Source organism: Alphaproteobacteria bacterium (assembly GCA_020638555.1).
Lineage (GTDB): Bacteria > Pseudomonadota > Alphaproteobacteria > Bin95 > Bin95 > JACKII01.
Genome location: JACKII010000002.1, coordinates 1,032,665 through 1,052,539, shown reverse-complemented (window position 1 = coordinate 1,052,539; position 19,875 = coordinate 1,032,665). Strand labels below are relative to the sequence as shown.

Below are 19,875 nucleotides of genomic sequence, written 5' to 3'. Positions count from 1 at the left end.
CGGCGTCGCACCCAAAATTGGGAGCGCAGACGCCCCCCCTATTCCGCAGCGACCGAGGGTTTGCGCAGGTCCTTGGAATAGCGCAGATGCACCGGCGCGCCGGCCTCGTCCGGGCTTTTCAGGTCCAGTTCCTTGGCGATCTCGCGGATGGCCGGGAACACCTCCTGCCCCATCAGGCGGATGCAGGTGAGCGAGTCCTCCTGGCTGACCTTGCCGTCATTGCCCCACAGCGCGAGGATGCCGGGCCGGGTCTGCTCCAGGATGATTTTGAGCTTCGCCACCACCTGGTCCGGCGTGCCGTAGATGATGCGCATGTCGTTGACCTGCTGCTCGAACGTCGTCTGGCCGCGCGGGTTCGCCTTCAGGCCCGCCGCGAACTCGACGAAGGCGCGGCGGTTGCTGGGCGAGGAATAACCGGACGGCGTCGACCAGACCGGATGGGCGAGGCCGGTGAACTCGCCCTGCATCCAGCGGAACTGGCGCGCGTTCTTTTCCGCCTTTTCCTCCGAATCGGAGATGTGCACCTGGATCAGGTAGCCACGATTCTCCGGCCCGGCGGTGTAGCCGGCTTCGGCGGCGATCGAATCGTAGAAATCCCAGATCTTCTTGGTGTCTTCGATGGACGTGTTCAGCGCCACATAGGGATAGCGCTGCTTCGCGGCCCAGACGATGGTCTCGCGGCTGATGACGCCCGGGACCCAGATGCGCGGATAGGGCTTTTGCAGCGGCACCGCCCAGGGGTTGATGACCCGGTTCTGGTAGTGCTTGCCCTCGTGCCGGATCGGCCCCTGTTCCGTCCAGGCGCGGATCAGCACCTCGTGCGCCTCCTCGAAGCGCTCGCGGTTGTAGGCGGGGTTGACGCCGGCCGCGAGTTGCTCCTGCCCGCCGCCGCGGACAATGCCGGAGACAAGGCGACCTTTCGAGATCATGTCGATCATCGCCAGCTCTTCGGCCAGCCGCACCGGGTTTTCGGAGAGCGGCAGCGGGTTGCCGAGCATGACGATCTTCACGCGCTCGGTCACGGCCGCCAGGATGGCGGCGAAAATGTTGGCCTTGGCCTGCATGCAGAACGGCGCGTTGTGGTGCTCGTTCAGCATGATGCCGTCGATGCCGACTTCCTCGGCCAGCTTGTACTGCTCGATGAACTCGTTGTAGAGGCGGCTGCCTTCCTTCGGGTCGAAGTGCTTGTTCGAGAACATCAGCGCCGTGGCGCCGAAGTCGCGACCGGCTTCCTCGGGATAAGCGGACATCGGCTGTTCGGTGAAATAGAGCAGGTCCATGAGCGGGGTCTCCTTCCCTTAAGCGTTCAGGAAGTCGCCGATCAGGCCGGCGAGGTGATCGGGCTTTTCCATGTCGACGGCGTGGCCGCAGTTCGCGACCGTCTCGGCGCGGGCGTTCGGCAGCGCGGCGAGGTAGCGCTCGCAACTGCTCTTCGGCACCACCTGATCGTGATCGCCCCAGACCAGCAGGGCCGGGTTCGGCACCGATTGCAGCAGGTTCGGCAGGGTGTGGCTGAACATGTACGGCTTCCAGGCGGTGCGGAAGCACATCTCGCGGCAGATGTCGAAATTCTCCAGCATGTCGCCGTCCGGCTCGCCCCAGACCTCGGTGAACTTGGCCGGATCGTGGAAAAAGGCGCGGGCGTAGTCCAGATAGCCGTGAATGGCCATGTCCATGATAAAGCCCTCGCTCGGCTGCACGCCCATGGCGCCGACCAGCACCAGCTTGCCGGTGTCGTTGGGCGCCATGGTCGCCATTTCCGCCGCGATCCAGCCGCCGAAGCCGAGGCCGACAAGGTGCGGTTTTTCCGCGATCTGGGTCGCCAGAAACATCCGGTACATCACGGCGATATCGCGGACCGAGCGCGCCCATTCCGGCCGCTCGCTGGTCAGGCCCCAGCCGGGATGGATCGGCAGGATGACGCGATAGCGGGCCGCCAGGGCGTCGTAGAAGGGCAGGCGCTCGGGCGTGCCGATGTCGTGATGCAACACCACCACGGGCGCGCCGCTGCCCGCCTCCCGCACCCGAACATTGGTGCCGGCAATGGCGTGGGTCGCCTCTTTCCAATCAATGGGCATTCGGGCAAATCCTCTGACATTGTTGGTTTGGCGGCAGCGTCTGCTACTATCGTCGCAGTGTCAACACGAAGCTGCGGCAATTTTGCATACCTAGCTGCGCAACCCCTTCGCAATGGGACGGTCCATGCCCGTCGTCCGCTTTGTCTCCCGCTATTTCGAACCGGAGCAATATGCCCTCTGGTACGGCACGTTCGGGTTGATCGGGCTGGCTCTGGCCTGGCGGACCTGGCTGGAGTGGCAGGCGTTCGGAACGCTCTGGTGCAACTGGGATTTCATGTTCCTGACCGGGGTCGCCACCTTCGTCATCACCGGCATCTACAGCACCGAGCAGGAGCGGCGCTTCCACAGCCTGCTGCGCCAGGTCTGCCGCAGCGGCGTGCTGGTCGCGGACAAGACGGCCGATCAGATGACGTCGGAGTTGGACGGGTTCGTGAAACGCGTGGCGAGGATCTCGTGCGCCATCGTCTTCTTCGTGATGGCCGCGGCGCTGGTGGGGGCAACCTTGCAGGATGCGTTTTCCGACCGCCCGGGTTCATCCTGCTATTCCCTCAAGGTGCTGACCGACAGTGCCTGGCGCGCGCGCAGGCCCGCCTGTGTGACGAACCTGCTGACGATGCTGGTGGTGATGACCGGCTGCGGGGCGCTGGCCGGCATTCGCCTGGGCCGCGCGGCCGGGTATGGACTGGCGTTGACCCGCCTGAAAAGCCTGGGTGCCCAGTTGAGCCCCCTGCCCGGCCACAGCGACCAGCGCTGCGGCCTGCAGCCTTTCGCCCGCTTCCTGACCAGTCAGGCGCTGTTGACCCTGCCGGCGGTGCTTTGGTTGTTCATCTGGTGGCTGATCATCCCCTATTGGGGCCGGGCCGAAGGCTGCTGGCGGACCTATGACCACTGGTCCAATCCGTTTATCGGGGTCTGGATCGTCGCCGTCGCTTTTCTCTGGCTGGCCTTCCTGTCGCCGCTCTGGCACCTGCACCGCTGGGTGGCGGCGATCAAGCGGGACGAGTTCGAACCGCTGCTGCGGGAACTGGAATCGCGCATCGCCGACCGGCACCACGCCGAGCGCCAGGCCGAGGACATCGAAAGCCGGGACGCGTTGCGGCGGGAAATCGCGGACCTCTCCAACCGCCATTATGCAGTGCGCCAGGTCGATACCTGGGTGATCGGCCCGGAGACGCTGCGCCGGCTGTTCGTGGGCTACAGCATCACGGTGGTCTGGCCGCTGGTGCACCAGGTGGTGATCAGCGGCGAGGATGCACCGACCGGAGCGGCGACCGCCATCTTTACCCTGTTCAAGAATTTGTTTGGCGGTTGAGGCCAAACTTCGCCGGTCTGCGGCGTTGGGGCGTCTTGAATCCGTCACGTTCCCGGACTTTGGTGCACCGCACCATACCGCCCGCTCAAGCGAGGGTTCGCCCGTGGCCGATGCTCCATTGTCGTTTCAAGACATGATCCTGGCGTTGCAACGCTATTGGGGCGCGCAGGGTTGCGCCCTGTTGCAGCCTTACGACATGTGCGTCGGCGCCGGCACCTTTCACCCGGCGACCACCCTGCGTGCGCTGGGGCCGGAGCACTGGAAGGCCGCCTATGTGCAGCCCTCGCGCCGGCCGACCGACGGCCGCTATGGCGAGAATCCGAACCGGCTGCAGCACTACTACCAGTTCCAGGTGATCCTGAAGCCGAACCCGGAGGACATTCTGGACCTTTATCTGGGCTCGCTGAAAGCCATCGGCATCGACCCGGACTATCACGACATCCGTTTTGTCGAGGACGACTGGGAAAGCCCGACCCTGGGCGCCTGGGGCCTGGGCTGGGAGGTCTGGTGCGACGGCATGGAGGTGACGCAGTTCACCTATTTCCAGCAGGTGGGCGGCTTCGACTGCACCCCCGTCTCCGGCGAGATCACCTACGGGCTGGAGCGGCTGGCCATGTATATCCAGGGCGTCGAGAACGTCTATGACCTGGATTTCAACGGCGCCGGCCTGCGCTATGGCGACGTGTTCCTGCAAAGCGAGCGCGAGTTCAGCGCCTACAATTTCGAGCATGCGGACACGTCCACCCTGTTCCGCCATTTCGAGGACGCCGAGCGCGAGAGCGCGAAGCTGCTGGCGGTGGGGCTGCCCCTGCCCGCCTACGACCAGTGCATCCTGGCGAGCCACACCTTCAACCTGCTGGACGCCCGCGGCGTCATCAGCGTGACCGAGCGGCAGGCCTATATCGGCCGCGTGCGGGCGCTGGCGCGGGGGGCGGCCGCCGGCTGGCTCAAGGCGCGCGGCCATCTGGTCGAGGAGGCGGCGTGATGGATTGTTTGCATCTCTCAACACGGACCGGTACGCCCCCCCCCTTCTCCTTGGACGTCATTGCGACCCCGGCCTGGGGCCGGGGGAAGCAATCCAGGGTGGCTTCGCAGCGTGACGGTATCGTCGATCTGGATTGCTTCGTCGCTGCGCTCCTCGCAATGACGGTCGTTGGGGAGGCACAGTAGAATCATGGCCGAATTGCTGATCGAACTCCTCTCCGAGGAAATCCCGGCGCGCATGCAGGAACAGGCGGCGCGGGACTTTCAGGGCGCCGTGGTGAAGCGGTTGCAGGACGCCCACCTCGCCTTTGAGGGTGCCAAGGCCTATGTCACGCCCCGCCGCCTCGCGCTGGTGGTGGAGGGCCTGGCCGAACGCCAGCCGGACCGGACCGAGGAACGCAAGGGACCGCGGGTCGGCGCGCCCGACAAGGCGGTGGAGGGCTTCCTTCGCGCCGCCGGCCTCGCCTCGCTGGACCAGTGCGAGCAACGCACCGTCGGCAAGGCCGAGTTCTGGTTCGCGGTCTCGAAGATCGAGGGCCAGGCCACCGCGGCGGTGCTGCCGGCCATGATCGCCGACGCCATCCGCGCCCTGCCCTGGCCGAAGTCTATGCGCTGGGCCGACGGCGCCTTTCGCTATGTGCGGCCGTTGCAGCGCATCAACGTGGTGTTCGGCGGCCAGCCGCTGGCCGGCTCGCTCGACCTGGGCGGCGGGCTCGGCGAGCGGGCGTTCGGAGCGGAAACCGAGGGCCACCGCTTCATGGCGCGCGGCCCGATCCCGATCGAGAATTTCGCGCAGTACAAGCAGGCGCTGCTCGACCACAAGGTCATGCTCGACCAGGACGAGCGGAAGGCAAAGATCGCCGGCGGGCTGGAAACGGCCGCCGCAGCGGAAAACCTGGCCCTGCGCCCCGATCCCGGCTTGTTGAACGAGGTCACCGGTCTGGTCGAGTGGCCGGTGGTCCTCGTCGGCCGGATCGACCGCGAGTTCATGGACCTGCCGCCGGAGGTGCTGACCACCTCCATGCGCGAGCACCAGAAATATTTCGCGCTGGAAACAACCGACGGCCGGCTCGCGCCGCGCTTTGCCGTCGTCGCCAACCGCGAGACTGCGGACGGTGGCAAGGCGGTGGTTGCCGGCAATGAGCGGGTGCTGCGTGCCCGGCTCTCCGACGCCAAGTTTTTCTGGGACCAGGACCGGCGCCACAGCCTCGCGAGCCGGGTGCCGGCGCTGGAAAACGTGGTGTTCCATGCCCGCCTCGGCACGCTCGGCGCCCGGACGCTGCGCATCGCGGCGCTGGCGGGCATGCTGGCCAAGTTCATTCCCGGATGCGAGGCCGACAAGGCCATGGAGGCGGGCACGCTCGCCAAGGCGGACCTGACCAGCGGCATGGTCGGCGAGTTCCCGGAGCTCCAGGGCGTCATGGGCCGCTATTACGCCCGCGGCGAGGGCCTGAACGCGGCGGTTGCAGACGCCATCGCCGAACACTACGCCCCCCAGGGACCGAACGACGCCTGCCCGACCGCGCCGGTCTCGGTCGCCGTGGCGCTGGCGGAGAAGATCGACACGCTGGTGGGCTTTTTCGCCATCGACGAGAAGCCGACCGGCAGCCGCGACCCGTTCGCGCTCCGCCGGGCCGCGCTGGGCGTGATCCGGCTGATCCTGGAGAACGGCCTGCGCCTGCCGCTCCGCAACGCCTTCCTCTATGCACACGAGGCCTATGGCGGCATGCTCTCCGGCGAGCATTCGGCCGACGAGACCGCCTCCGCGCTGCTGGACTTCTTCGCCGACCGGCTGAAAGTGCATCTGCGCGAGCAGCGCGTGCGCCACGACCGTGTCGCCGCGGTGTTCAATCTGGAGGCGCAGGACGATCTGGTGCGCCTGATGGCCCAGGTGGCCGCGCTCTCGGCATTTCTCGACACAGACGACGGCGCCAACCTGCTGACCGCCTATCGCCGCGCCGGCAATATCGTCGCCATCGAAGAAAAGAAGGACGGCGCCCGCCAGAGCGGCCTGCCGGACGAGCGCCTGTTCGCGGAAACCGCGGAGGCGGCGCTGGCCGACGCCCTCAACGCGGCCTCGGCCGGCCTCTCGCTGGCGCTGAAGGCGGAGGAGTTCGACGGCGCCATGGAATTGCTGGCCCGTCTGCGCGGACCGACCGATGCGTTTTTCGACCAGGTGACGGTGAATGCCGACGATCCCGCCTTGCGGGCGAACCGGTTGAAACTGCTGGGCCAGATGACCGATACCATGAGCCAGGTGGCCGATTTTGCGGTGATCGAGGGGTAAAGTTCGACTCTCCACCGTCATTGCGAGCCGGAGGCGAAGCAATCCAGGCCGGCGGATGAGACCGTAGCGCATGTCCTGGATTGCTTCGTCGCCTGCGGCTTCTCGCAATGACGCAAGGAGACAGGCGCGCCCCGTACGGACGACAAGGAACGGCAGGAGCCAAATGACCATGAGCCAATGGGTTTTCAGCTTCGGTGGCAGCAACAGCCAGGGCAATGCCTCCATGCGCAACCTGCTGGGCGGCAAGGGCGCGAACCTGGCCGAGATGAGCAATCTCGGCCTGCCGGTGCCGCCGGGCTTCACCATCACCACCGATGTCTGCACCCATTACTACGCCAACGGCAAAGCCTATCCGGGCGCGCTGGCGCATGAGGTGGAGGCGGCGCTGGCCAAGGTGGAGACCGCGACCGGGCGCGGCTTCGGCGACGTGGCCAATCCGCTGCTGGTCTCGGTCCGCTCCGGCGCGCGCGTCTCCATGCCCGGCATGATGGACACGGTGCTGAACCTGGGCCTGAACGACGAGACCGTCAAAGGCATGGCCGAAGCCGCCGACGCCCGGTTCGCCTGGGACAGCTATCGCCGCTTCATCCAGATGTACGGCGACGTGGTGCTGGGCATCGACCATCATGTGTTCGAAGAAGAACTGGACATCCTGAAGGAAACGCGGGGCGCCTTCCTGGACACCGAGCTTTCCGCCGACGACTGGCAGGAACTGGTCGAGATCTACAAGGCCAAGGTCGTGGAGGAGCTGGACGAGCCCTTCCCGCAGGACCCGCGGGCGCAGCTCTGGGGTGCCATCGGCGCCGTGTTCGCCAGCTGGCAGACGCCGCGCGCCGTCGTCTATCGCCGCCTGAACGACATTCCGGAGGAGTGGGGCACCGCCGTCAATGTCCAGGCCATGGTGTTCGGCAATATGGGCGAGGACTCGGCCACCGGCGTCGCCTTCACCCGCAACCCGTCGACCGGCGCGCGCGAGGTCTATGGCGAATATCTCGTCAACGCCCAGGGCGAGGACGTGGTCGCCGGCATCCGCACGCCGCAGCACATCACCGTGGCGGCGAAGAACGCGCACGACTCCGACCTGCCGGCCATGGAAGAGGTCATGCCCGAAGTGTTCGGGCAGTTGGTCGACATCCAGAACACGCTGGAAGCCCATTACCGCGACATGCAGGACATCGAGTTCACGGTCGAGCGCGGCCGGCTCTGGATGCTGCAAACCCGCTCGGGCAAGCGCACCGCCAAGGCCGCGCTGAAAATCGCCGCCGACCTGGTGGCGGAAGGCGTGATCTCGAAAGCGGATGCGGTCAGCCGGATCGAGCCGGGCTCGCTGGACCAGTTGCTGCACCCGACCCTGGACCCGGACGCCGAGCGCACGCTGCTGGGCCACGGCCTGCCGGCCTCGCCCGGCGCGGTCTCCGGCGCAGTGGTGTTCTCCGCCGACGAGGCCGAAAGGCGGGCGCAGGGCGGCGAGGACGTGATCCTGGTCCGCATCGAGACCAGCCCCGAAGACATTCACGGCATGCACGCGGCCCGCGGCATCCTCACCAGCCGCGGCGGCATGACCAGCCATGCGGCCGTGGTGGCCCGCGGCATGGGCCGGCCGTGCGTGGCCGGCGCCGGCGACATCCGCATCGACTATGAGAGCCAGCAATTCTTTGCCGGCGACGCCGTGGTGAAGGCCGGCGAGATCATCACGCTGGACGGCGGCACCGGCGAGATCATGGCCGGCAAGGTGCCGACGCTGGACCCGGAGGTCTCGGGCGAGTTCGCGACCATCATGGGCTGGGCCGACGAAATCCGCCGCCTGGGCGTGCGCGCCAATGCGGAAACGCCGGCCGACGCCGAGACCGCGCGGACGCTGGGGGCGGAGGGCATCGGCCTCTGCCGCACCGAACACATGTTCTTCGACGCCGACCGCATCGTCGCCATGCGCGAGATGATCATGGCCGAGGACGAGGCCGGGCGCCGGGCAGCGCTGGCCAAGCTGCTGCCGATGCAGCGCCAGGATTTCGCCGACCTGTTCCGCATCATGCAGGGCTATGCCGTCACCATCCGCCTGCTCGACCCGCCGCTGCACGAATTCCTGCCGCACCAGGACCACGAGATCGCCCATCTGGCCGAGGTGATCGGCATCACGCCGGAAGCGGTGCGCCAGCGGGCGGTGCGGCTTGCCGAATCCAACCCGATGCTGGGCCATCGCGGCTGTCGCCTCGCCATCAGCTATCCGGAAGTGACGGAGATGCAGGCCCGCGCCATTTTCGAGGCCGCCGCCGAAGTGGCCGCGGAAGGCATTGCGGTGCTGCCGGAGGTGATGGTGCCGCTGGTGGCGACCAAGCGGGAACTGGATATCCTGAAAGCCGTCATCGACCGGGTTGGCGGCGAGGTCGCCCGGGAAAAAGGCTGCGACATCCCCTATATGGTCGGCACCATGATCGAACTGCCGCGCGCGGCCCTGCGTGGCGGCGAGATCGCAGAAAGCGCCGAATTCTTCAGCTTCGGCACCAACGATCTGACCCAGACCACCTACGGCATCAGCCGCGACGACTCCGGCAGCTTCATGGACGCATACCAGCGCCAGGGCATTGTCGAGCGCGACCCGTTCGTCGGCCTGGACCAGGAGGGCGTGGGCGAGTTGGTGCGGATCGGCGCCGAACGCGGCCGCGCGACCCGGGACGGCCTGAAACTCGGCATTTGCGGCGAGCATGGCGGCGACCCGCAGTCGGTGGCGTTCTGCCACCGCATCGGCCTGGACTACGTTTCCTGCTCCCCCTACCGCGTGCCGATCGCGCGCCTCGCGGCAGCGCAGGCGGCGATTGCCGAGGCTGAGGGCTGAGGCGGAGGCCTGAGGCTGAGGACCGACGCGGCGGCAAACGCCACGGCGCGGCCGAGCGCGACCCGGATGCGCCAGAGATACTCTTGTTCCCCGGACGGTGCGGAGCGCCGCCCCTATTCCCCGGACGGTGCGGAGCGCCGATCCGGGGCCGCTCGCGGTGTGCGAACACCGCCCGTGCCGGTGTTCGAAGGATGACACCGGTCCCGGCGCACCGCTCCGCGGCGGCCGGGAAACAGCAGCAAACGATCGCAACGGCGGTTGGACTCAGGGTGTCGTTCCGCCGCCTCCACTCTGCGGCGCCTTGACCTTCACAGCGGTTACCGGGATCGATTACCCTCTCGCCATCCGCCGTTACACCGAAGAGCGCCGCCCGATGCACACCCTCCTCCGCCTCGACTGTAGCCCGAATGCCGATGCCTTCAGCCGCCGGTTGGGCGATGCGGTGGTGGAGCGGTTGCGGGTCCACTGCGGCGTGGCGGAGGTGATCGGCCGCGATCTGGCAGCAACGCCCCCTCCCCCCGTGGATCCCGCGTTCACGCGCGTCATGCGAACCCACCAGACGGCCGAGGCCGCGCGCGAGGTGGAGGCGCTGACGGTCTCCGAAACCCTGATCGCCGAGCTGGAAGCCAGCGACGCCCTGCTGCTGACGACGCCGATGCACAATTTCACCGTTCCCGCGGTGCTCAAGCTGTGGCTGGACCAGGTGGTGCGGTTCGGACGGACGTTTCGCAGCACGCCCGAGGGCAAGATCGGGCTGCTGCCGGACCGTCCCACCTTTGTCTGCATCGCCTCCGGCAGTGCGTTCGTGGGCGAACCGGCGCGCCAGCCGGATTTCCTGACCCCCTATCTCTCCGCCATTCTGGCCTGTATCGGCCTGCACGACGTCACCTATTTCCGGGCCGAAGCCGCCGGCCGCGACCCGGAACGGGTGATGGCGCAGGCCCTGGCCGCTATCGCTGGCCACCCGACCCTGGCGGGGCTCGCTGGCACCCCGGCCTGAAATCGGCTAGGGAAGAGGCCATCCGTGAAGCGGCCGCACCACCGGCAAGGACAAGCATATGGGATTTATCATTGCCATCGTCATGGGGCTGATCGTCGGCGTGGTCGCCAAGGCCATCGTGCCGGGGCGCGACCCGGGCGGCATTTTCGTCACCATTCTGATCGGCATCGGCGGCGGCTTTGTCGGCGGCCTGATCGCGCGCCAGACCGGCTTTTACGGTGGCGGCTTCGGCATCGGGAATTTTCTGTTTTCGGTGCTGGGCGCGGTGATCCTGCTGGTCGGCTGGCGCATGCTGAAGAATTCGCAGCGGTCGTAGGAGCGCTTCACCGCGGGAGGTCCCGGATCGGCGCAGGGCGCCGTCCGGGAAAGCCTGGGGACGGTGCGCCGTCCGGGAAAGCCTGGGGACGGTGCACCGTCCGGGGACGCGAGGCGGGGCTCAGGTGACCTGGTTGCGGGGCACTTCGCGGAACGGCCGGTCGGTATCCGTGCGCGGCTCCTTCGGCATTTTCAGGATGCGTTCGGAGATGATGTTGCGCTGAATCTCGTCCGTGCCGCCGGCAATGGAAATGGCCGGGGTCGAGACCAGAATCTCGGCAATCGTGCCGTCCATCCAGCTATCGGAGCCAGTCAACATGGCGTTCGGCCCCGCGATCTTGGTGTGCGCGAGGTTGGAGGCGCGGGCGACATGGCTCGCCGCCAGCTTGCCGATGGAGCCTTCCGGCCCCTGCGGCTTGCCCTGTTGCTGCGCGGCACGGGCACGGCGGGCGGTCCACTCGGCGGACTTGGCCAGCCCCAGCACCTTGGCGATTTCCTGGCGCACCGCCGGGTCCTCATAGCGACCGGCGGCCTTGGCGTGTTCGATCAGCAGGTCGACCCGGCCCGTGCGCTGCGGGTACCAGATATACGGGGCCAGCTGGTGGTCGATTTCCTCGTTGTATTCCTGATAGATGCGCTCCGGCCGGTCGATCTTCTGGTCATAGCGGCGGGCGCCGTCGGCGCCGCGGCGCTCGTGCATCAGCGTGGTGGTGGCGACCTTCCAGCCCTCGCCCAGTTCGCTGACGCGCATGTTCTCCTGGATCACCGCGTCGGTGATGAACACCTGGTTGAACGAGGCGTGGCCGTTCATCTGGCGCAACTGGTTCACGTCCACGCCCGGCTGGCGCAGGTCGAGGATGAAATAGGTCAGCCCCTTGTGCTTGACCGCATCCCAGTCGGTGCGGGCCAGCAGCAGGCCGAAATCGGCATGGTGGGCGCTGGTGGTCCAGACCTTCTGGCCGTTGATGATCCACTTGCCGTCCTTGAAGTCGGCCCGCGTGGTCGCACCGGCCAGATCGGAGCCGCTGCCGGGCTCGGAGAACAACTGGCACCAGGTTTCCTCGCCGGTGAGGATGCCGCGCAGATAGGTCTGTTTGTGCAGGTCGCTGCCATGGGCGAGGATGGTGGCACCGGCCAGCACCCGGATGCCCATCTTGGCGGCGCCGATGGCGCCGAAGTCGCGGATCACCTCGTCCACCACCAGCGACATGGCGGCGGGCAGGCCCTTGCCGAACCATTCTTTCGGATAGTGCGGTGCGCCCCAGCCGGAATCGACCAGGATGTTGCGCCATTCGATCAGCGAGCGGTTCGGGTCCCAGTTGGCCTCCAGAAAGGCGCGGACCTCGTCGCGGACGTTTTGTTCGGCCATCTCGGTCATGGTCAGGCGCTCCAGTGGTGCAGCATGCGCTCGCGGTGCCAGTTGGCATCGCCGAGGAAGACCTCGCTCGCCTTGGCCCGCTTGAACCACATGTGGGTGTCGTTGTCGTAGGTAAAGCCGATGCCGCCATGCATCTGCACGGCGTGGACGGCGGTCTGCATATAGGCGTCGGAGCCCTGCGCCTTGGCCAGCGAGACGATGGCCGAGGCGTCCGCGTCGCCGTCGTCCAGGGCCGATGCCGCGGCATAGGCGCTGGACTTGGCCAGTTCCACGTCCAGCAGCATGTCGGCCGCCTTGTGCTTGGTCACCTGGAACGAGCCGATGGTGCGCCCGAACTGCACGCGCATGTTGACATATTCCAGCGCGTCCTCGCGCAGGCGCTCGGCGCCGCCGGCCATCTCTGCCGCGAGGCAGGCGACCATGGTGTCGAACACCCTGGCGTAAGCCGCCTCCCCGGCTTCGGACGCGCCCAGCAGCACCGCCGGCGTGTTGTTGAAATCCAGGCGCGCCAGCTTGCGGGTCGGGTCCATCGACTTCAGCGGCGTGCGGGTCACGCCGTCGGACAGGTCGCTGACCACGAACAGGCCCAGATGGCCGTTGGCGAGGCGCGCTGCCACGACCACCAACCCGGCATTCATGCCGTCCAGCACATAGCTCTTGCTGCCGTGAAGGCGATAGACCGCGCCGTATTCGGTGGCGGACATGGCGATGGCGCCGCCGTTCCAACCGCCGTTCGGCTCGGCCACGGCCAGGGTGGCGATGGTCTCGCCGGCGGCGAGGCCCGGCAGGTAGGCGGCCTTCTGGTCGTCATCGCCCGCCTGCAGGATGGCGGTGGCGGCCATCACCGTCGAGGCGAAGAACGGCGCGCACAACAGGGCGCGGCCCATTTCCTCGCAGGCGACGGCCAGTTCGGTGACGCCGAAGCCGGCGCCGCCGTATTCCTCTGGAATGTGCAGGGCGGTCAGGCCCAGATCGGCCGACAGCGCCTTCCAGACCTCCGGGTCGTAGCCGGTGTCCCCCTCCATCAGGGCGCGGACCGCCGTGGTCGGCGATTTTGCCTCCAGGAAACGGCGGATGACGGAGCGAAACTCCTCCTGCTCCGCTGAGAAACTGAATTGCATGGGATCAATGGCCTTACGGGAGAGTGTGACATGCCTGACGGCAGAGTGGCCGAATGGTAGGGCGAAGGGCCACCGACCCGCAAGAGACCACAAAAAAAGAGGGAGGAAATGGTTGCCCTTCCTCCCAGACTCCCCAGGCTCAAACTGCGTTGCTGCCCGACCATGCCCCGTGGTTTCGCCACCCTGAACGGCGCTCTCTTGACCGAGAAAACCGCCAACGTTCAATCCCATGCCTTGGCGTTGGTTGAACGCAGGAAAAGGTTAGGCAGGCCTTCCGAACCGATTCATCACCCAAATGGGGTATTTTCGGCCCAAATGCGGCGCCGATGGCGGCGCCAGGGTGACGATCCGGCACCAGGGTGGCGATCCGGGGGCCGGGAGCGGTCACGCCGCGGTCGGCAATGGCCGCGCCGGCGGCCGCCAGAGCGCGACGGTCAGTTGCACGACGCCCGCCGCCGCCCCGATCAGCACGCCGGCCCGCCAGGCCAGGTCATACGAGCCGGTCAGGTCGAACACATAGCCGCCGCCGAACGCGCCGGCGAAGCTGCCGAACTGGTGCACGAAGAAGGTCACGCCCTGCAACATCGGCTGCCAGCGCAGCCCGAACATCTCGATCACCGATCCGGCGATCAGCGGCGACACGCCCAGCCAGAAAAAGCCCATGAAACCGGCGAACAGGATCGTGCTTTCCGGCGTCGGCGGCACGATGAAATAGGCCGTCAGAATCACCGCCCGGCACAGATACATGATGCCCAGCAGCGCCTGCTTGTTCCAGCGCCCGCCGGCCCAGCCGAAAAAGATGCTGCCGGCAATGTTGAACCCGCCAATGATCGCCAGCGCCGTGGCGCTCAACATCGGGTCCATGCCGCAAATCGCCAGGTAATTCGGCAGATGGGTCAGCAGGAAGATCAACGTCATGCCGCAGACGAAGAAGGCGGCGCTCATCACCAAAAAGGGCGGATGGCGCAGGGCGGCCTTCAGCGCGTCGCGGGCGGTCAGGCTGTCGCTGCCGCCATGGGCCGGCAGGTGCACCCGGTCGATCCGGCCGGCGATCCAAGCCGCCGGAATCACCGAGAGGCCGAGCAACGCGAAGCCGACCATGCCGATGCGCCAGTCGCCAGTATAGCTGTTAATCGCCTGCCCCAGCGGCGCCGCCACCATCGCGCCGACCGAACTGGCGCTGCCGACCAGCCCCAGAATCAGGCTGCGGCGGGAGGCCGGCACGGCCCGCGACGACACCGCCAGCGCCATGGCGGACGAGGTCGCCGCCATGGCCATGCCGATGCAGACACCGGCGCCCAGCAACACCATCAGGAAGCCGTCTGCCAGCGCCAGCAGCACCAACCCGATGCAGAACAGAACCCCGCCCAGCACCATCGGCAGGCGAAAACCCAGCCGCACGGTCATGGCGCCGATCACCGGCTGGGTGAAGCCCCAGATCAGGTTCTGGATCGCAATCGCCAGCGTGAACTCGCTGACCGAAAGGGCGATGTCCGCCGTCATCGGCGTCAGGAAAATGCCCAGGCTCTGGCGCAGGCCCATCGCCATGGCCAGCATGACCGCAGCGCCGATCAACACCGGCAGCGCGGGACCGAGGGGTTCTTTCGTCGGCATGGCCGGCAGAGGCCCTATCGCAGAAGGCCCCGGCGCAACGGCCGGGGCACAGTCGATACCATTTCGGGGGGAAGATGAGGGCCTAGGCCGCCTTCGCCGCCGCACGGGCCGCCGTCAGCGTGCCCGCATGCATCAGCGAGCCCGCCAGCGGATGGCCGACAATCTCCTCCGCCAGTTGGGCGACCGCCACCAGCTTGTCGACGTCGATACCGGTCTCGATGCCCATTTCCTCGCAGAGGAAGGCCAGATCCTCGGTGCAGACATTGCCGGCCGCGCCCTTCAGCGCCGCAAACGGGCAGCCGCCGAGGCCCGCCACGGCGGAGTCGAATTCGGTCACGCCCATCTGCATGCCGGCATAGGCGTTGGCGATGCCGAGGCCGCGGGTGTCGTGCAGGTGCAGGTTGATGCCGAGTTCCGGCCATTTGTCCCGCACCGCGCCGACCAGCCGCTTCACCGAGGACGGGTTGGCCCAGCCCATCGTGTCGGCCAGGCTCACATATTCGATATTGCAGCCCATCTCGTCCGCCAGCGCCAGGATTTCGGCGAGGCGCTTGATAACGGTCGCCACCTCGACCGGGCCTTCGTAATTGCAGCCGAAGGCGGTCATGATGCTGGCGCGCACCACCGGGATATTGTTTTCCTGGTAGATTTTGATCTGGTTGCCCTGGATACGGACATTGTCCTCATAGCCGCGATTGGTGTTCTTGCGCATGAAGGTCTCGGACGCGGTGGTCGAGATCGAGCCGAACATGTCCAGCCCCGCGCCCTCTTTCTGGTGCATCAGGGCGCGTTGCAGGCCTTTCTCGTTCAGCCAGAGCACATGGTAGTTGATGCCGGGCTTGCGCTTGAAGCCGCGCACCACCTCATCCGCGTCCGCCCAGCCGGGGACGGCGCGCGGCGAGACGAAGCTCGCGACCTGGATTTTTTTCAGACCGGTTTCCGAGAGCGCGTCGATCAGCTCGATCTTGCGCGCGGTCGGGATCGGCCCTTTTTCGATCTGGAAGCCCTCGCGCGGGCCTTCCTCGTGGATGCTGACTTTGGCTGGCAGGTCGGACATGGCGCATGCGCCCTTTCGGCTGACTGTGATCGCGGAAACGCGCGGCGGGGCCAACGCTTGAGGGATCACGCTACCATTTCGATCCCCGCGGCACCAAGACCGAAAGCGCGCCGGCCGTCGCCGCGTGGACAGGCGCCCGGCCTGCGGCGGGGTGCGACTGGTTCGGCGGGCCATGATCGGGTATAGGGGGCGCTCACCGACCGCGTCGTCGCTCAAGGGAACGGTTCGCATGACCCTTCGCCCCTATCGCCAGATCCTTCGCCGCAAGTCCCGCAAGATCATGGTCGGCCACGTGCCGGTCGGCGGCGATGCGCCGATCACGGTGCAGACCATGACCAACACACTGACCAGCGACGCCGGCGCCACCATCGACCAGATCCGCCGCGCCGAGGAGGCCGGCGCCGATATCGTCCGCGTCTCCTGCCCCGACGAGGCATCGACCGCGGCCATGCCGGCGATCTGCAAGGCGGCCCGCGTGCCCATCGTCGCCGACATCCACTTCCACTATCGCCGCGCCATCGAGGCCGCGGAGGCTGGCGCGGCCTGCCTGCGCATCAATCCCGGCAATATCGGCTCCAACGACCGGGTGCGGGAGGTGATCCAGGCGGCGAAGGACCATGGCTGCTCGATCCGCATCGGCGTCAACGGCGGCTCGCTGGAGCGCGACCTGCTGGAGCGCTATGGTGAGCCCTGCCCCGAAGCCATGGTCGAAAGCGCCCAGCGCCACATCCAAATCCTGGAAGACAACGACTTTTTCGAGTTCAAGATCTCCTGCAAGGCATCGGACCCGATGCTGGCGGTCGCGGCCTACCAGCAACTGGCGGAGGTCTGCGACTATCCCTTGCACCTGGGCGTGACCGAGGCCGGCGGCCTGCGCACCGGCACGGTGAAGAGCGCCATCGGGCTGGGCGCGCTGCTCTGGGCCGGCATCGGCGACACGCTCAGGGTCTCGCTCTCCGCCGACGTGACCGAGGAGGTGAAGGTCGGCTTCGACATCCTGAAGTCGCTGGGCCTGCGCCATCGCGGCGTCAACGTGATCTCGTGCCCGTCGTGTGCGCGCCAGCAGTTCGACGTCATCAAGACGGTGGAAGTGCTGGAGCAGCGCCTCGGCCACATCACGACGCCGATGACGGTGTCGGTGATCGGCTGCGTCGTCAACGGCCCCGGCGAGGCGCGGGAGACCGACCTGGGCATTACCGGTGGCGGCAAGGGCACGCACATGGTCTATGTCGCCGGCCAGCCGGACCACCGCCTGCAAAACGCCGACATCGTCGACCATATGGTGGCCCTGATCGAGGCGAAGGCGAAAGAGATCGCGGCGGAACAGGCCGCAGTCGCAGCCGAGTGACCGCGTATCCCGGCCGCCGCGGAGCGGTGGGCCGGGACCGCTTGGCGGGAGCGAACACCGCCGGTGACCGTGTTCGATGGACGACACCGGCCCCGGATGGCGGCTCCGCCACCTCTGGGGTACATCACGGCGGCTCCGCCACCTCCGGGGTGCATCGCGGCGGCTCCACCCCCTGGGGGACAATATTCCGGTTGCCTTGCACGGCGCGGTTCAGCAGAAATGACGCAAAGCAACCTCCCGAGAGGAACGCGCCATGAATGATGTCGTTGGCACCGTCGCCACCCCCAAACCCCTCACCCAGGCCGAGCATGCCGCCGGCATGGCCGCCTATCAGAAGGAAGGCGTGCGCCTCGCCGCCGAAATCGGCAATCGCGGCCCGCTGCGCCTGACCGCAGACGGCAAGCTGCACCCGGACATCGTCGCCGCCTACTGGAAGCACGGCTACTATATCTTCGAAGGCGTGATCGACGCGGCCGAGGTCGAGGAATTGCGCGCCGATGCCCAGAACATGCTGGAGCGCGCGCCCGTCGGCCCCGACGCGAAAGTGGACCGGCAGGGCCGTCCGGCCATGGGCTTGGACTTCGCCCGCTTCCCCTACCGCTACACCAAGCCCCTGGCCGACCCCTGGGGCGGCACGGCCGTGCTGGGCGGGCGGCATCCGACCCAGATGGCCCAGCCCCAGGCCGATGCGGATGCGCCGGAGCATGTGGTGTTCCTGATGTACGCCATGTGCCAGACCATGCCGGCCGGCCTGCGGGTCTATGGCCATCCGGGCCTGCTGGCCGTCGCCGCGTCCATCAACGGCGACGACTTCGTGCCGTTCAACGATGCCATCTTCGTCAAGCAACCGGGCCTGGGCGGCTCGGTGTCCTGGCACCAGGACGGCGTCACCCACTGGACCAACCCGGACTGGGACGAAGGCATTCACGGCTTCAACTTTCAGGTGCAGTTGTACCCGACGACGCCGGCCAACTGCCTCTGGGTCGTGCCCGGCACGCACAAGGGCGGCAAGGCGGACATCAAGGGCATGGTCGCGGCCAATGGCGGCGACGAGAAGCTGCCGGGCGCGGTGCCGCTGGTCTGCAACCCCGGCGACGTGACCATCGTCAACCGCCAGATGGTGCACGGCTCGTTCGCCAACACCTCGCCCGATCTGCGCATCTCGCTGACCTTCGGCTTCCACCGCCGCACGTCGGTGCTGGGGCAGAAGGCGGCGCTCAGCATGGAATCGAGCGAACTCGTCTATGACGAGCAGCGGGTGTTCGACCGCTCGGCCGTGATCCAGGTCGCCATCGACGCCCGCCACCAGACCCATCCGGACGAACCACCGTTCGCCTACAAGCCGTTCGCAGGGCTGGAGGACGAGTTCCGCCTGACGCCGGAGACGTTCGACCGGGTGATCCGCGACTATCACACCCGCGATCTGGCGATTTGAACCGCGGACGTCGCACCAAGATCAGGTGACGGTGAACCCCGGAGAGGGCGGGGCCGCCATCCGGGGCCGGCGGCATCCTTCGAACACCGCCGGCAATGGTGTTCGCGAGAGCGAGCGGTCCCGGCCCACCGCTCTGCGGCGGCCGGGAAACATGCTTTTATTTGCAGGTTGAGAGTGTTCCCCGGAGGGGGCAGAGCCGCCGTCCGGGGCCGGCGGCATCCTTCGAACACCGCCGGCAGCGGTGTTCGCGAGCGCGCGCGGTCCCGGATGCCCGCTCCGCAGGCTCCGGGATACGCACTCTACTTTGCTTTCGCGGGAACGATTTCCATCAGCTCGATGGTAAAGCTCAGGGTCTCGTTCGGGCCAATGGCGCCGCCGGCGCCCTGTGCGCCATACGCCAGGTCGGACGGGATCCAGACCTCCCATTTCGAGCCGACCGGCATCAACTGCAACGCTTCCTGCCAGCCCGGAATCACCTGGGTCACGCCGAACGTCGCCGGCTCGCCACGGGCATAGGAGCTGTCGAACACGGTGCCGTCCAGCAGGCGGCCCTCGTAATGCACCTTCACCTGGTCGGACGCCTGGGGCTTCGGCCCGGTGCCGGCGGTGGTCACCGTGTATTGCAGGCCGCTGGCCGTCGTGGTCACGTCGGGCTTCGCCTTGTTCGCGGCCAGGAACGCCGCGCCATCGGTCTTCGCCTTCTCGCCCGCGGCGGTCTTCTCGGCGTCCTCTTTCTCGCGCATTGCCTGGACGGTTTCCTGCATCTGCTCGGCGGTCAGGCGCGGCTTCTCGCCGGCGAAGCGGTCGCGCAAGGCCTGGGCGAACGCGTCGACGTCGAGATTCTCGTGCAGCCCCTGCTGCATCATCCCGTTGGCGAGTTGCATGCCCACCATATAGCTGTAGCGCTGTTCCAGGGTTTCCAGCGGCGCCGGGGACCTGGCCGCGTCCTTCGCGGCATCCTGGGCAAGGGCCGGCACGGAGAGCAACAGGGGAATGGCGGCAATGCCGGCGAGCAAACGCGTCATGAAGAAGCCTCTTATTCGTGTGGTGAACAGGACACAACGGAGGCTGAGACCGTCCGACCCGGCCAAGAACGAATGTCCGGCGCCAAAC

General features: G+C 67.2%; 15 protein-coding genes. 8 read left to right on the top strand and 7 right to left on the bottom strand.

Annotated features, from left to right (window positions below; translation table 11 throughout):
* Positions 1 to 38: 38 nt before the first annotated feature.
* Positions 39 to 1,280, bottom strand: a complete 1,242-nt coding sequence (locus tag H6844_10745; GenBank protein ID MCB9929874.1) for an LLM class flavin-dependent oxidoreductase — start codon at positions 1,278 to 1,280, stop codon at positions 39 to 41.
* Between the two features lie 18 nt (positions 1,281 to 1,298).
* Positions 1,299 to 2,078, bottom strand: coding sequence for an alpha/beta hydrolase (locus tag H6844_10740; GenBank protein MCB9929873.1), 780 nt, complete (start codon positions 2,076 to 2,078; stop codon positions 1,299 to 1,301).
* 124 nt (positions 2,079 to 2,202) lie between these two features.
* On the opposite strand from H6844_10740, the gene H6844_10735 reads away from it, so the two are divergent.
* The 6 genes from H6844_10735 (at position 2,203) to H6844_10710 (ending at position 10,810) form a co-directional block, all read left to right on the top strand.
* On the top strand, positions 2,203 to 3,390 hold the full coding sequence (locus H6844_10735; GenBank protein ID MCB9929872.1) for a hypothetical protein: 1,188 nt from the start codon (positions 2,203 to 2,205) through the stop codon (positions 3,388 to 3,390).
* A gap of 103 nt (positions 3,391 to 3,493) precedes the next feature.
* Complete coding sequence (locus tag H6844_10730; GenBank protein MCB9929871.1) at positions 3,494 to 4,375, top strand: glycine--tRNA ligase subunit alpha; 882 nt, start codon at positions 3,494 to 3,496, stop codon at positions 4,373 to 4,375.
* A gap of 189 nt (positions 4,376 to 4,564) precedes the next feature.
* On the top strand, positions 4,565 to 6,661 hold the full coding sequence (locus H6844_10725) for a glycine--tRNA ligase subunit beta (protein ID MCB9929870.1): 2,097 nt from the start codon (positions 4,565 to 4,567) through the stop codon (positions 6,659 to 6,661).
* A gap of 169 nt (positions 6,662 to 6,830) precedes the next feature.
* Positions 6,831 to 9,494 carry a pyruvate, phosphate dikinase gene (locus H6844_10720; GenBank protein MCB9929869.1) on the top strand — a complete coding sequence of 888 codons (2,664 nt, stop codon included), beginning with the start codon at positions 6,831 to 6,833 and terminating at the stop codon, positions 9,492 to 9,494.
* 373 nt (positions 9,495 to 9,867) lie between these two features.
* Positions 9,868 to 10,494 (top strand): NAD(P)H-dependent oxidoreductase, encoded by a 627-nt coding sequence (locus H6844_10715; protein MCB9929868.1) that lies wholly within the window; start codon positions 9,868 to 9,870, stop codon positions 10,492 to 10,494.
* A 58-nt stretch (positions 10,495 to 10,552) separates the two neighbouring features.
* Positions 10,553 to 10,810: a GlsB/YeaQ/YmgE family stress response membrane protein gene (locus H6844_10710; GenBank protein ID MCB9929867.1), complete on the top strand. Its 258-nt coding sequence runs from the start codon at positions 10,553 to 10,555 to the stop codon at positions 10,808 to 10,810.
* Positions 10,811 to 10,930: 120 nt separating this feature from the next.
* Here H6844_10710 and H6844_10705 read toward each other — a convergent pair whose 3' ends face one another.
* The 4 genes from H6844_10705 to H6844_10690 form a co-directional block, all read right to left on the bottom strand.
* The gene (locus H6844_10705) at positions 10,931 to 12,187 is read right to left on the bottom strand and encodes an acyl-CoA dehydrogenase family protein (GenBank protein ID MCB9929866.1); all 1,257 of its coding nucleotides are present in this window, start codon (positions 12,185 to 12,187) and stop codon (positions 10,931 to 10,933) included.
* Between the two features lie 2 nt (positions 12,188 to 12,189).
* On the bottom strand, positions 12,190 to 13,308 hold the full coding sequence (locus tag H6844_10700; GenBank protein ID MCB9929865.1) for an acyl-CoA/acyl-ACP dehydrogenase: 1,119 nt from the start codon (positions 13,306 to 13,308) through the stop codon (positions 12,190 to 12,192).
* Positions 13,309 to 13,692: 384 nt separating this feature from the next.
* A complete protein-coding gene (locus H6844_10695) occupies positions 13,693 to 14,922 on the bottom strand; it encodes an MFS transporter (GenBank protein MCB9929864.1) in 1,230 nt (409 codons plus the stop codon).
* Positions 14,923 to 15,004: 82 nt separating this feature from the next.
* Positions 15,005 to 15,979 (bottom strand): hydroxymethylglutaryl-CoA lyase, encoded by a 975-nt coding sequence (locus H6844_10690; GenBank protein MCB9929863.1) that lies wholly within the window; start codon positions 15,977 to 15,979, stop codon positions 15,005 to 15,007.
* A gap of 229 nt (positions 15,980 to 16,208) precedes the next feature.
* On the opposite strand from H6844_10690, the gene ispG reads away from it, so the two are divergent.
* Together ispG and H6844_10680 are read left to right on the top strand one after the other, a co-directional pair.
* Positions 16,209 to 17,327, top strand: coding sequence for a flavodoxin-dependent (E)-4-hydroxy-3-methylbut-2-enyl-diphosphate synthase (ispG, locus tag H6844_10685; protein MCB9929862.1), 1,119 nt, complete (start codon positions 16,209 to 16,211; stop codon positions 17,325 to 17,327).
* 253 nt (positions 17,328 to 17,580) lie between these two features.
* On the top strand, positions 17,581 to 18,762 hold the full coding sequence (locus H6844_10680; protein MCB9929861.1) for a phytanoyl-CoA dioxygenase family protein: 1,182 nt from the start codon (positions 17,581 to 17,583) through the stop codon (positions 18,760 to 18,762).
* 299 nt (positions 18,763 to 19,061) lie between these two features.
* Here the strand turns inward: H6844_10680 and H6844_10675 are convergent, their stop codons facing one another.
* On the bottom strand, positions 19,062 to 19,787 hold the full coding sequence (locus tag H6844_10675; protein MCB9929860.1) for an FKBP-type peptidyl-prolyl cis-trans isomerase: 726 nt from the start codon (positions 19,785 to 19,787) through the stop codon (positions 19,062 to 19,064).
* Positions 19,788 to 19,875 lie beyond the last annotated feature (88 nt).

Excerpts from the sequence above, each read along its gene's own strand:
- H6844_10715 (MCB9929868.1), top strand. The coding sequence starts at position 9,868 with ATGCACACCCTCCTCCGCCTCGACTGTAGCCCGAATGCCGATGCCTTC.
- H6844_10735 (MCB9929872.1), top strand. The coding sequence starts at position 2,203 with ATGCCCGTCGTCCGCTTTGTCTCCCGCTATTTCGAACCGGAGCAATAT.
- H6844_10690 (MCB9929863.1), bottom strand. The coding sequence starts at position 15,979 with ATGTCCGACCTGCCAGCCAAAGTCAGCATCCACGAGGAAGGCCCGCGC.
- H6844_10745 (MCB9929874.1), bottom strand. The coding sequence starts at position 1,280 with ATGGACCTGCTCTATTTCACCGAACAGCCGATGTCCGCTTATCCCGAG.
- H6844_10710 (MCB9929867.1), top strand. The coding sequence starts at position 10,553 with ATGGGATTTATCATTGCCATCGTCATGGGGCTGATCGTCGGCGTGGTC.
- H6844_10675 (MCB9929860.1), bottom strand. The coding sequence starts at position 19,787 with ATGACGCGTTTGCTCGCCGGCATTGCCGCCATTCCCCTGTTGCTCTCC.
- H6844_10700 (MCB9929865.1), bottom strand. The coding sequence starts at position 13,308 with ATGCAATTCAGTTTCTCAGCGGAGCAGGAGGAGTTTCGCTCCGTCATC.
- ispG (MCB9929862.1), top strand. The coding sequence starts at position 16,209 with ATGACCCTTCGCCCCTATCGCCAGATCCTTCGCCGCAAGTCCCGCAAG.
- H6844_10695 (MCB9929864.1), bottom strand. The coding sequence starts at position 14,922 with ATGCCGACGAAAGAACCCCTCGGTCCCGCGCTGCCGGTGTTGATCGGC.
- H6844_10740 (MCB9929873.1), bottom strand. The coding sequence starts at position 2,078 with ATGCCCATTGATTGGAAAGAGGCGACCCACGCCATTGCCGGCACCAAT.
- H6844_10705 (MCB9929866.1), bottom strand. The coding sequence starts at position 12,187 with ATGACCGAGATGGCCGAACAAAACGTCCGCGACGAGGTCCGCGCCTTT.
- H6844_10720 (MCB9929869.1), top strand. The coding sequence starts at position 6,831 with ATGAGCCAATGGGTTTTCAGCTTCGGTGGCAGCAACAGCCAGGGCAAT.
- H6844_10725 (MCB9929870.1), top strand. The coding sequence starts at position 4,565 with ATGGCCGAATTGCTGATCGAACTCCTCTCCGAGGAAATCCCGGCGCGC.
- H6844_10680 (MCB9929861.1), top strand. The coding sequence starts at position 17,581 with ATGAATGATGTCGTTGGCACCGTCGCCACCCCCAAACCCCTCACCCAG.